6 protein-coding genes are annotated in these 12,640 nt (G+C 40.1%); 2 read left to right on the forward strand and 4 right to left on the reverse strand.

Annotation, left to right across the window (positions count from 1 at the left end; all coding sequences use genetic code 11):
* Positions 1-12: 12 nt before the first annotated feature.
* Positions 13-5,343 (reverse strand): T9SS type B sorting domain-containing protein, encoded by a 5,331-nt coding sequence (locus AWW67_RS01695; protein ID WP_062299793.1) that lies wholly within the window; start codon positions 5,341-5,343, stop codon positions 13-15.
* A 219-nt stretch (positions 5,344-5,562) separates the two neighbouring features.
* Between AWW67_RS01695 and AWW67_RS01700 the strand changes: the two genes are divergently transcribed.
* Positions 5,563-6,597, forward strand: coding sequence for a PorP/SprF family type IX secretion system membrane protein (locus tag AWW67_RS01700; RefSeq protein ID WP_062299794.1), 1,035 nt, complete (start codon positions 5,563-5,565; stop codon positions 6,595-6,597).
* Positions 6,598-6,603: 6 nt separating this feature from the next.
* Positions 6,604-7,851, forward strand: coding sequence for a M48 family metallopeptidase (locus tag AWW67_RS01705; RefSeq protein ID WP_062299796.1), 1,248 nt, complete (start codon positions 6,604-6,606; stop codon positions 7,849-7,851).
* 3 nt (positions 7,852-7,854) lie between these two features.
* Here AWW67_RS01705 and AWW67_RS01710 read toward each other — a convergent pair whose 3' ends face one another.
* From AWW67_RS01710 to AWW67_RS01720, 3 genes are all read right to left on the reverse strand, one after another.
* Complete coding sequence (locus AWW67_RS01710) at positions 7,855-9,540, reverse strand: BamA/TamA family outer membrane protein (protein ID WP_062299798.1); 1,686 nt, start codon at positions 9,538-9,540, stop codon at positions 7,855-7,857.
* A gap of 361 nt (positions 9,541-9,901) precedes the next feature.
* A complete protein-coding gene (locus tag AWW67_RS01715) occupies positions 9,902-10,936 on the reverse strand; it encodes an NAD(P)H-dependent glycerol-3-phosphate dehydrogenase (protein ID WP_176699981.1) in 1,035 nt (344 codons plus the stop codon).
* Complete coding sequence (locus AWW67_RS01720) at positions 10,929-12,632, reverse strand: 1-acyl-sn-glycerol-3-phosphate acyltransferase (protein WP_053224903.1); 1,704 nt, start codon at positions 12,630-12,632, stop codon at positions 10,929-10,931. The genes AWW67_RS01715 and AWW67_RS01720 overlap by 8 nt, the downstream gene beginning before the upstream one ends.
* Positions 12,633-12,640: the final 8 nt, after the last annotated feature.

Below are 12,640 nucleotides of genomic sequence, written 5' to 3' on the forward strand. Positions count from 1 at the left end.
ATTATTTACGGACTAACGAACTACGGTTATTGCTCCTCTTTGTTCAAACTCACCTCTTTCTGGTTGGAATCTACTTCTGAATTTAATCACATAGGGATAGGTGCCTATTGGAACCAGCTGACCATTAAAAGTACCATTCCATTGAAACTCTAGTGCGCTACTTTGGTAAATCAATTCTCCCCAACGACTGTAAATGAAAATCTGGAAGTCGGAGACAAAACCGTTTGGAACCACTGAAAACACGTTGTTTGGCGGATTGCCCTCTGGTACAATTACGTTTGGAGCCAAAATAACTGGATCACAACTTTCAATAATCTCCATTTGATCCACTCTTACACAGCCAGTAGCTGTAGTCATAGTTACTTGGTAAATACCTGGCGCATCAACGGCCAGGTCTTGGCCTGAATGGGCTAAAGGTTGTCCATCTAAAGTCCACTCATAAGTTTCAAAACCAATACCAGCCGTGACTGTAAGTACATTAGAAGAGGTTGGGCAATAGTATTCCAAGTCAGGCAATAACCCTTCTGGAATAGCACTTCTACGAATCAAAATACTTCTTTCAATTGAGCAACCACTGTTGTCGCTAATAGTAACTGTATAGGATCCTTCTTCATTTACTACCAACGGGTTGCCAGTTCCTGCGGCTTGACCATTACGAGTCCAAGTAAAATTAGTGGCATTTCCAGATAAAACATCCACAGTAAGTGTTATTGGCTGGCCATCATCACAAGCTGGGCTTGAGCTTAAAGTAGCCTCCAATTCTTCAGGGAAATCAATGGTTTCTGAGTCGGTTCCGGTACAAGTTAAATCTCCTGCTTCTCTTACGGTTACATCATAAGTGCCGTCAGCGGTTACAGTAATTCGTTTCGTGTTTTCACCTGTCGACCAAGCGAAGTTGTAGGTAGTGTTGGGTTTTTCATTATTGATTTGCGCTTCCAAAACCAAAGTGCCATCACAAAGGTCTCCAACCTGAATAATTTCTACATCTGGCTGAACGGTGAGCGTTACAATAACCGACTCAGAAGTAGGGCAAGCTACACCTGGAGCATCTGCTGTAACGGTATAGGTGCCCGATTCGGTAGCGTTAATGACTGCACCATTTAACGTAGCTCCACTTGGGCTTAGCCAAACATAACTTGTTCCATCAGTTGAACTTGCTGTCAACGTTGTGCTTGGGTTTACATCACATACCTCTGTAGTTCCAGATATTTGCAGGTTTTGAACATCTGTTGGTTGGTTTACCACAATACCCGAAGCGGTAGCAGTACAACCCAAAGCTGTCGAGGTTACTTCAATATTATAAGTACCGCCTTCAAGACCTGAAATTACAAAACCATTTGCCGTAGCATTTCCTGATAAAGGTGTAAATCCTGTTTCATCTCTTGTCAGTACATAGCTTACAGGGAAAACACTAGCATCATCTAAAGTAATGGTAATGCTCCCATCGGCAGTATCGCATGAGGCATCAGCCGTTACCACGGGTTCAATAATATTGAAGTTGTTGTTCTGAATTTCAATGCCTGTAAGTTCATCTGTACAGTTTGTACTATTGTCTGTTACACTAACAGAATAAATACCTCCGTCTAAACCCGTTACTGATACATCATTTGGTCCGTTTACCGAACTGTTTTGGGCTACTGTAGCGCCAGAGGCATTACTTACGGTATAGCTGTAACTTCCTGTTCCTGCGATATTGAATACAAATTCGCCATCAGGAGTTGGCCCTACTTGTGGGCAACTAGCATCTTGAGAACTCACTAATGACAAATTTGGTGATCCATTAATGGTAACTACAGTCGAATCATTGGCAAAACAGCCTGGTTCAATTGGGTCTTCAATAGAAACTACATATGTGAATATGCCCGGAACACTACTGTCTACCTCTGCAGTTCTTTGGTTTGGTAATGTAGTTGTTGAATTGTCAGGGTTAATTCTTGTCCAAATGTAGTTGTTGGCGTTCACGTTTGAATCTAAGGTCAGCGACTCGCCTTCACAAAGATTGGCGGTTTCGGGCAATTCAATTTCGAAAGGAGGTGCAGCGTAAACTTCGGCACTGGAAACACAACCCCCGCCACCAATACTGGTAATGGTGATGGTATAAATTTCTTCTTCAGTCACCGAATAATATCTTGAGTTACTTACTACTGCGCCTTGGCTGTTCGTCCATTCAAAACTTAAAGTCGGATCGTCAGGGCCACCGTCTAAGGCATCTAAATCATGGCTAGAGCCTTCGCAAAGCACAACGGCTGTAGGTACGGCTGGCCTAGGTGGAATATCAAATACATCAATGGTTTGAACGAATGTAGTATCGAAGCCACAGCGGTTAGAGATGTTCAATGAAATATCAAATCTTCCTGCTTGGCCTTGAGGGAAAACATATGCTGTATCTTGACCAGAAGCACTAAATACAGTGGTGTTCGCATCGTCAATGATCGTCCATAAGAACTCGTCAATATCAGAAGTTCCTACTCCCGAAAGTTCAATTCTCTCTTCTACACAAGTGCTGTCTGGAGCCGACATTGAAGGTTCCATTGGAGGGTTCACATTATTCTGAACAAAATTAGGTAGCCCTAATCGCGAATTGCCTGTAGTTAATGGAACTTGCATTTGGTTGAAAGAAGAAACCGCGGCAGTGTCTTCATTCACATTAATGGAACCAATAAATGGCGTTCCTGCTGGGTTGCCCGGAATTTCCATGGCCACATACAATTGTCCATCAGGGCCTGTTTGAATGGCACCGTAGTTTACGGTAACAGTAGAACTGGTTGAAATATCGGTTTTAGAAGCCAGTCGCGTAACTTCAGTCGAAGCAGAGTCAATTCTGTATTCTAATATTCTGCCTCCTGGTGCTCCGCCATTGCGGTTGTTCATGGTAGCAAAAAGCTTGTCGCCTCCTGTTGAAAAATGGACGTCATAAACTTGATCGTTTAGCGCTGGTCCGCCTTCTCCTAAATCAATTTTATACAATAAATCAGTTACTTCTCCAGTATTGGCATCAAAACTGAAAAGCTCTACATAGTCTTCATTACCTTCAATCAAAGCAACAGCAATACGTAAACCATCACCCGAAAACTTCATTCCTGCTTGACCGCTTAAAGCATCGTTAATGCTGTGAACAGACCCAACGGAAGATAAGATTGGTTGCCCAATCCCTTGGTTTGTAATGGGGTATGCTCTAAAGGTATTTGTACCATACTCATGCGCCATTAACCAGTAACCACCAGCACCTTCTAAGGCAATCAGTTTTTCTGTGCTTCTGGTAAAGAGTACATTGTCTTTTGAAATTACTGCACCTAATCCGTTGTCTTCTTTGAGGTCAACAACAGAATATTTGAGCATATAGGTGTTGTCACCATGCACTTCTTCTGTTGTAAATACATAGAAGAGTGTTTCGTCATCTTCAAACGGAACAATGACCACAGCTTGAGTAGAGGTAGAATCGCCACCAATTTCAGTTCCGTTTGGCATTATGCCATTGTCAGCATTCCATACCGTTGTTCCATTGGTATAGAAGAGTACTTGGCCGTTGGCATCGGATATGGTGGAGGTGCCTTCTGGTGCGTTCATGGCGTGTGCCGTTGTAATACTTCGAGGAGGCGGAGCCAGCCCATCTACTTCATTAAAGTCTATTCCCGCGCCATTCCCAAAATACCAAATATTGGCCGTTGGGTTTTCGTCACCATATACTTTTACTTCAACCGTTTCGTAAATCGGGCAACCTGTAGTAGGGGTAATCACGACCCAGTAATTGCCAGCGTCTGTTACGTCAATAGAAGAAGTGGTTTCTCCTGTGTTCCATCGGTATTCAAATGGGCCGCCAGTTGCTCCGCCTTGCTGGCCTTGACCACCGCTCTGAGGTTCAGCGTCTAAGGTTAAGGTTTCTCCTTCACAAATAGTGGTGTCTTGAAGCGATACCTGAATGTCGTTTTCCATGATTTCACCCATGAGGGTATTGGACATTACTGTGCCAATGCCATCAAATTCTACGGTAAGAGTGGCCATGTACATTCCGGCTTGATCAAATGTAAAAATAGGAGCAATGGCATTTGAGGTAATTCCAAAAGGCTGAATATCCCAAGAATATGAAGTTGGAATAGCTGTCGAGGGGTCAATATTGACAAAGAATTGAACAGGAGTGTTCATGCAGTAATCTCCATCATCTGAAATAGTAACCGTTGGGCCAATAGCTGCAGGTGGCATAAACTGTTGGAAATAATCAGAAGCAGGGTCTGCTCCTTCAAAAAGTGATGGCTCGTAGTCTAATGCAGTAAGCGCACTATCAGGTTGGTTAATTCTAGCCAATAACCTAGGGCCAGCTGCGGTTTCTTTATATATATGGTAGAGCGAACTGTCTGGTGCAAGCATTACACTTTGGCTCGCGCCTATTGGATTACTGAAAACGGGCTCTACTGAAGCCATAGGGTCAGATAAATCTATTCTGTATAAGTTGCCAGAAGTTGAATTAGCTAAGTTTCTACTGAAATAAAGTTTGGTTCCGTTATTCGACCAGCCAATAGAACCAGTTAGGCTTTGGTTCGGAACAAACGAGTTGGCTACCGAACGGTTGAACATCAGCTCTGAGGTGTCGCGGTTAAAATCTAAAATTTGAATATTGACATTATTGCTAGGTCGAACTGCAATTTGGGTACCCATTGGGTTGAGTGATAAATGAGCAGCCTGAACATTGGCTGTTAATACTGTTGGTGCGCCTTGTGGGTCGAATGGCTGACCTGCTACCGGTATTTCGTGGATTTCGAAGTTTCCGTTGGTGCTATTCTGAGTTACCAACCAAAACTGGGTCATATCGCCTGAAGCTACGGTAAGCATACCATCGCCTCGGCTAATAATTCCTGTTGGTTGATTTTTACTTCCAATTACAACAGCTCCAGCAGGAGGGCCAACTGCCCTGTTTCCTTGAGCACTCATGTCCACCAAAGTGTACAGAATTTCACCTGTTAGATTACGATGAAAAACGTAATAGCGTGATTCATTTCCCACACCTGGTACTGGGCTTAAAGCCAACGGTTGAATGGCATTTGGGTCTGTGGTTATGCCAGTTCCATTTTCCATAATGGCATGGCTGGCGTCATAAATATTGATTCCGTCTGAGTAAAATAATAGGTCTCCAGTAGTTGGGTCGGTGGCGGTTAGCTTTTCACCTGCATTGGTTTGAGCTATTTTTCCGTCTGCTATAAAAGATCTTGCGGCTTGTTCTTTACCAAAAATAAGGGCTTGGTCATTGTTGGAGAAATACCAATTATGACGTGTAAAGTTCTGAGCTTGTGTCAGTACCGAGAAAGTGATTCCTAATAAAAGGAGTAAAATGCGAGTTTTTCTTACCACGCTAAATGATGTCTAGTAATAAAACACTGGAGCTAAAATATAACCCTATTACGTGGTTAACGGAGTTTTTATTATATTCATCGCTCCTTAAAGTCAGCCCTAAGATAAGGGAATTCTCTTAGTAAGGTAAGCTTTGAGTGTTGGGTTTCGAGGAAAAAAAATAACTTTACGTTTCACAATAGTTTGAGGGTACTCAAGCGTTAAAGGTTAAAAGTTTAAATGCGCAAAACTTTATTTTTGTTGATTGCCATTTTGGGAATAGGATTGGGAGAGGTTAAAGCTCAGGATCCGCAGTTCTCACAGTTCTATGCTGCACCCTTGTATATCAACCCTGCTTTTACTGGTGCTTCGGGGTTTACCCGCTTGGGAATTAACTACCGAAACCAATGGCCATCACTCGATGCCTCATTTGTAACCTTTTCATTTTATGCCGATCATTATTTGGAAAAGTATAATAGTGGTGTAGGGTTTATTGTAACTACTGATCGTGAAGGTGTTGCTGGTTTACAAAGCACAAATGTAGGGCTTACTTACGCTTATCAACTGAAAGTTTCTGATAATCTCGTTTTTCGTCCGGGTATTCAAGCCAATTATTTTATGCGGAATGCCAATTTTTCAGACCTTGTTTTCGCCAGTCAGATTAACCCAGTTACTGGCTTTGACCCTAATTTACCAGGCGACCCAAGTGTAACGGGCAGTAATTTGAATGTTAACTATTTAGATCTTGGAGTTGGGGGAATTCTGTATTCAAGAAATTTATTTCTGGGTGCTTCTGTTCAACATTTAACAGAACCAAATCAGTCGCTTTTAGATGGTGATAGCCCATTGAATCAGCGTGTTAGTATTCATGGAGGGTATAAAATTATGCTGAAGGAAGGAGCACTAAGAAGAGACCTTACCTATACAAGAAAGGAAAGAAGCATTACTCCAATTTTTCAATACAAAACTCAAGGAGAATTTAGTCAGTTAGATGCCGGTTTCTTTTTACACTTAGAGCCAATCAATTTGGGTTTACAATACAGAGGATTGCCAATTAAAACTTTCGAGAACTTCCCTAATAATGAGGCGTTAATTTTCTCTTTTGGAGTTACTACTAGTGATTTTAATTTTGGCTATAGCTACGATTACACGCTCTCTGAATTGAGTAATGCGAGTGGAGGAGCTCATGAAATCTCCATATCTTACTTATTTCAATGGGGTAAACCTTTGAGGCTTCCGCGCGACCAGTGGAGCATTCCTTGCCCGAAAAACTAAATTAGCATGTCTTCGGTACAGCTACTATACCTGATTATAGGAATTGTTTTGGTTGATTATTTCTTTGATCAATTACTCGATTTCCTCAATATGAAATCAGCTAAAAGTAAATTACCAGAGGAATTCAAAGATATTTATCCCCCAGAGGAGTACGCTAAATCACAACGATATTTAAAAGCCAGATCGAAATTCTCATTTCTTACCACCGCGTTTAGTACAACACTTACTGTGTTGATTCTTGCTTTTGGGCTTTTCGGAGATTTACATATTTGGCTTTCGGCCCATTTTACAAGCCCAATGCTGCATTCGTTGGCTTTTTTTGGTGTTCTGTTTTTGGTTTCTGACATTATTAATATACCCTTTGAATTGTATTCTACTTTTGTGATTGAAGCAAAGTTTGGCTTCAATAAAACTTCTTTGAAAACATTTTGGGCAGATAAGCTAAAGGGCTATTTGTTGGTCGTTATTTTAGGTGGAGGTCTGGGCTATGTGTTGCTATGGCTAATTTTTGAATGGCAAGAGCAATTCTGGATTTATGCGCTAATCGTTATTACGGCATTCTCACTATTTATGAGTGTTTTTTATACATTACTTATTTTGCCTTTGTTCAATAAACTGACTCCTTTGGTCGAGGGCGAATTGAAGGATAAGATTAACGCCTATGCCGAACGCGTTAAATTTCCTTTAGATAATATTTTTGTAATTGATGGCTCTAAAAGGTCTAGTAAGGCAAATGCCTTTTTCTCTGGAATGGGGAAGAAAAAGAAAATTGTGCTTTACGATACGCTCATTGAAAAACAATCAGATGAAGAACTTGTGGCTGTTTTGGCACATGAAGTAGGCCATTTTAAAAAGAAACATGTTATGGTTGGCATGGCTATATCTGTAGTGCAAATGGCGATAACATTATATGTTTTATCTCTTCTTATTTTTAATGAAAATCTTTCCATGGCCTTGGGTGCAGAAGATCTATCGGTTCATTTAAACCTTGTTGCATTTGCGCTGCTTTATACGCCAATTTCGAAACTCACTGGTATTTTAATTAATATGATTAGTAGGAAGAACGAATTCGAAGCAGACGCTTATGCTTCCACAACCTACAATCCTGTTCCACTGCAGTCTGCGCTAAAGAAACTTTCAGTAGATAGCCTTAGTAACCTTACACCGCATCCTGCTTATGTTTTTGTAAACTATTCACATCCTCCATTACTTGAGCGATTAAAGCATATGGATAAGTTCAAAAAACCAGAATAGTCTTTATTTAAACAGGCTCGGGGATGGCTTTGTAATCAGGAAATCCGAAAAGTTAAACCCGCTATTCCCAGATAGGCTCAGGTCTGTCATTGGTAGTCCAACTGGGGCATCGGGGTAATAGGCCAAGCGAATTTCAATGGCCTTAAAAGTAAGGTTGTCATTTCTAATCCTAAAGCCTAAACCCATTCCGGATTGAGCCTTTTCGCTAAAAATATTTTTACTACCATTGTTTACCATGCCAAGGTCGTAAAAACCAAAAACAGCTAATTTAAAGTCAGCGGCTTCAAATGGGGTAAAGCTTACCGTTTCAATATTAATTAAGAAACGTTGAGTTCCTCTAAGTGTATTACTTTTCAAACCCCTTATGCCATTTCCGTCTCTTATATCAATGTACTCGTTCGAAAATCGGTCGATGCCGTAGGTGTAATTTACATTTATGAATTGCCTGAACTTCCATCGGTTTAGGTCAATTAATGAGCTGAAAAAACGGAAATCAGCTTTGAATACACCTTGTTCAAAAATTTTATTTTTAAGGAAACTTTCTAACGAAAAACCTCCTAAGAAATAGCCTAGGTTGCCCATATATCCTCCTCGGCCAGCTTTCCCGCCAAGAAAATAGCGGTGACCAAATTCTGCCCATTCATAACCTCCTAGTAATTCAATTTGATAGCCATAAGGTATATCCTCAGTTCTTCCATAGCCAAAAATGAGTTGATCCTTAAAGTATCTTCTTTGCGAAATTCCTACAGAGCCAATGGCTAAAGTTCGGTTATGGAATGGTTGATTAAGTTCAGTATCAACTTCTGGTCTGAGCGTAAATTTTATGTTTGAAATTCTTCCTGAAACAATAAGCCTTGTTCTTTCATTTCGAATAGGGTCTTTTAAGTTGAGAGGGAAAGCCCTAGCTAGCCAAAAATCTTGAAAGTCATAACGTTGGTTAATTGTTTGAAAGTCATACTCTTCGTCTGAAATGATATTGGATAGTTCAGTAAAACGAAGTCTTTGGTTCGTAAATTCAATACCACCTGCAAACTTAATTTTTGGTGAAATAAATTCACGCTGGAGTTTTACGCTGCTAAAATCTTGGTTTACCGTATTGGCGTAATTGGCTTCAAAGGAAATAAAAGAACGCTTAATATTGGGCACTCGATAACGTATCTGATAACTGTACCTTTGGTCTGAACTTTGGTCTACGGAAAAACGATTGTCTATTTCGTGCCCAGAACCAAAAATGTTTTTGTGGTTTACCCTTAAAACCCCCGAGTCAAAATCGCGTGCTTCAATGTCAAAAGATAAGGCCAAAACGTCTTTCGTTATTATCTCTACATCAACAATTTCGGGGTTATCCTCTCTTGGTTTTAGGTAAATTCGTGCATCTTTAATATAGGGTAGCTCACGAAGAATCCTTTCATTATCAGCTATAATTAGTGGGTCGACTATATCACCACTAGAAAAAAGCAGGTTGTTCAGAATTACCCTTTCTCTGGTGTTAAAGTTTACTGTATTACCGGTTTTTTGAATAAAGGATTTTGGCTTCTCATCGGGTTTATCCATTCTAGTTCCTAAAGCTTTGAGCTTAATAAGCTCAATGTTTCCTATGGTTTTTCCATTATAATTTTTAAATGGATTTTCACTTATAGAAAACTGAGTGGTGTCGAGCTTGAAATCATCAGAAGGCAGCGAAAACAAAAGGTTGAAAAGCTCTTTTGTTATTTTTCGGTTAGACCATTTGCCTTGAAGGCGTTGATAAAAATTGCCCCTAACTTTGTAAAAGGCAGTATCGGGTAAAATTAAAATAGTGTCTTTATCGAAAGTATATCGTACATCTTTTAAAATAATGGTGGTGTTTTTGGGTAAGGGTATAGTATCATAGTTTATTTTTTTCTGTTGGGCATATAGCGAAACAGAAGACCAGAAGGTCAGGCAAAGAATGATAATATAGTGTTTCTTGAATTTGATAGCTTGTGATGTTAGAACGCACCTCTCTTAATATAATTGAAATTAGGGGATATCTGATTGAATAGAAAAGGAGATGTTTTGATATCGGCTTTTAAAGAAAGTCGATATCAATATTGCCTGGGTATTTCATTAAATAGCTTAGGCCGTCCTGTGGTTTCATTCCTTCATAAAGAATTTTATAAAGGGTGTCTGTAATCAAAGGTTTAATCCCTTGAGCATCTGCTAATTGCTTAATGATTTTAATCGTGTTTACACCTTCAGCGGTTTCCTCCATCTCGGCAATGGCTTCATCCATGCTTTTTCCTTGCGCCAATTTAAAACCAATAGTGTAGTTTCGGCTGGTTTGACTCGAAGCGGTGGCAACCAAGTCGCCAATGCCTGCTAAACCAATGAATGACGATATTTCTCCACCCAAGGCTTTTCCCAAGTAGATCATTTCAACTAAACCTCTGCTGATCAATAATCCTTTAGCGTTATCGCCAAAACCTAAACCAGAGATGATACCTGAAGCAATAGCAATTATGTTTTTAAGTACTCCGCAAAGTTCGACTCCCTTCAAGTCTTGATTTCCGTAAACTTGAAATTTTTCTGATCTGAGTAACCTTTTGCCCTCATTAATTACCTCATTGAATGGCGAAGCAATTACAGTAGCTGCTGGGTGACCTAAAGCTAATTCTTTTGCCAAATTAGGGCCTGCCATACAACCTACACGTACCACTACACTCTCTTCCCTTATTACCTCACTCATGGTTCTAATGCATGATCGATCCATTTTGAAATCGGTTGGTGTTTCGTGAGGTAGAATTAAATCTAAGCCTTTGGTGCCATGAATGAGTACATGGTATGGATGTAGAAAAGGAGCGAACTGGCGCATCATTTCCCTGAAATTAGATGAAGGAACTACAGGGAAAATAACGTTACACTTTTGCGCAACTTCTTCTAAACTATTTGTAACGGTTATGTTTTCGTGGAGGTGTTGTCCGTTCGAAATTCTGGTCGACTTAATTTTTTCGACTGTTTCAGCATTTCGGGCATATAATAATACCTTGGAATTCTTTGAAAGAATATTTGCTACGGCTGTTCCAAAACTGCCTGAACCAATAACTCCAACACATTCTTTAGACATATTTCTCAAGATTATAACCTACTAAACGGTTGTGATAGTAAAACAGCAAATTTAAATCTTGGGTATAAATATCTCCCTTCTTATTCTTTATCAGCGGACGCTTGGCATGGTACATACCCACGTTGGCCAAACCGTGTGCAATAATCTTATCAGGGTCTCCGGTAAGGTAAGGAGAAACACTAACTTCTCCCTTATTATACATTTCATGAACTCTTCTTAAAACTGTTTGGAAAACCGTCTTAAATTCCTCATAAGGAATGATTTGGTCTTCTTCCGGAATTCTCAAAAAGTTATATAAGTCCAGTTTATTGAATTTCTTTTGAAGCATTTCAAAGGCTACAAATGCCACCAAATGACTGGCAAAAACCTTATTGATTCGATGGAATTCTTCAACTATTCTATCACTCAACATGCGGGTATATTCATCTTCGCGTTGCTGGTCGTGCGAAATGATTTTTCCGTCTTTAGTAAAGTACTCTTGAGTATCTATTTGACGGCCACTTTTGTCATAACTATTGCCATCTGTATCTACATAATTCCCCAGCACATCTAAACCTCTTCCGATGGACACTGATATGTCGGAACCCTTGGTAAAGAATTTAAGCAAGAAGGCAAAGATTTTATATGAGGTAGAGTACTCATCGTTTTCTACATAGTAGCGCTCTTGCCCTTTTAGTCTTAAGTATTCACGAATAAGAGAAGGCGCCTCAAGCACAAAATTGTAGTTTAAAGTTACCGGAACAATAAATATTTTGTGCAGACCGTCTCTTTTCCCTTTCTGATAGTTGACACGCTGAGCTTCAATAGCTGTGCTTAAAAGGCCAAGTTTCAATCTCTTTTCTATTTGTCCTGAGCGTGAACGGGTTCCGCCAGGGAAGAAAAGGCTATGGCAACCTTTCTGAATTGCAAGACTAGAATAACTCTTTAGGGTTTCTAAATAGAGTAGGTTTTTCTTTCTTCTGTCTACTTTATAGGCCCCAAGGCTTTCCATAAAATAGGCAAATATTTTTATGTTGAAGAGGTTTAAGCCAGCACCATAAATAAAAGCAGGCAAGCCCAAAGCACTAATTACCCAACCTATTAATATAGAATCAAGATTACTGAAATGGGTAGGCACCATAATGATCGTTCCTTTTTTGGCCAAGGTGCGTAATTCCTCTACTTCTCCAGTAATATGAATTTTATCTTGAAGCGAATATCGAGTACTGAAAATCGACCAAAAACCTCGGGCACGAGATGCGTTTAAAAGCCTAGCAAAACCAAAAGTAACAATGGAACGAGCCATTCTGTACCTTGACTTCTTGAAGTTTCCAGCAATTTCACTGGCGTAGCGCTCTATAATTTCTGAAAGTATATCTTCTAAAGTCTCATCAATGTCTTCCTTGTCGTCATTTGTCGATATTTCAAGAAGTCTATCTTTGATGGATTGAAGAAAGTCAGCTTCGTCTGGTGGGTCAACCGCCCATGGATTTCTTTTTACCCTAAGCTTTTCTCTAAAAAGAGTGGTTTCAATTTCCTCAATTAAGCTTGAACGCTTTGGGGTGAGTTTTTTTATACGCTTAATACTTTCAGCGGTCACTTCCTTAATAAAAGCATCCCTGTTATTGCTCAAGCTCACGACCGGCCACTCGTCAATTCCTCCCGGAACCACCTGGTCGTACTTCTTCTTTACGTAGTCTTTGCCGATTGGCTTCATTCAGTTTT

It is taken from the genome of Roseivirga seohaensis, assembly GCF_001592945.1.
Classification (GTDB): Bacteria; Bacteroidota; Bacteroidia; order Cytophagales; family Cyclobacteriaceae; genus Roseivirga; species Roseivirga seohaensis.

Excerpts from the sequence above, each read along its gene's own strand:
- AWW67_RS01705 (WP_062299796.1), top strand. The coding sequence starts at position 6,604 with ATGTCTTCGGTACAGCTACTATACCTGATTATAGGAATTGTTTTGGTT.
- AWW67_RS01700 (WP_062299794.1), top strand. The coding sequence starts at position 5,563 with ATGCGCAAAACTTTATTTTTGTTGATTGCCATTTTGGGAATAGGATTG.
- AWW67_RS01715 (WP_176699981.1), bottom strand. The coding sequence starts at position 10,936 with ATGTCTAAAGAATGTGTTGGAGTTATTGGTTCAGGCAGTTTTGGAACA.
- AWW67_RS01720 (WP_053224903.1), bottom strand. The coding sequence starts at position 12,632 with ATGAAGCCAATCGGCAAAGACTACGTAAAGAAGAAGTACGACCAGGTG.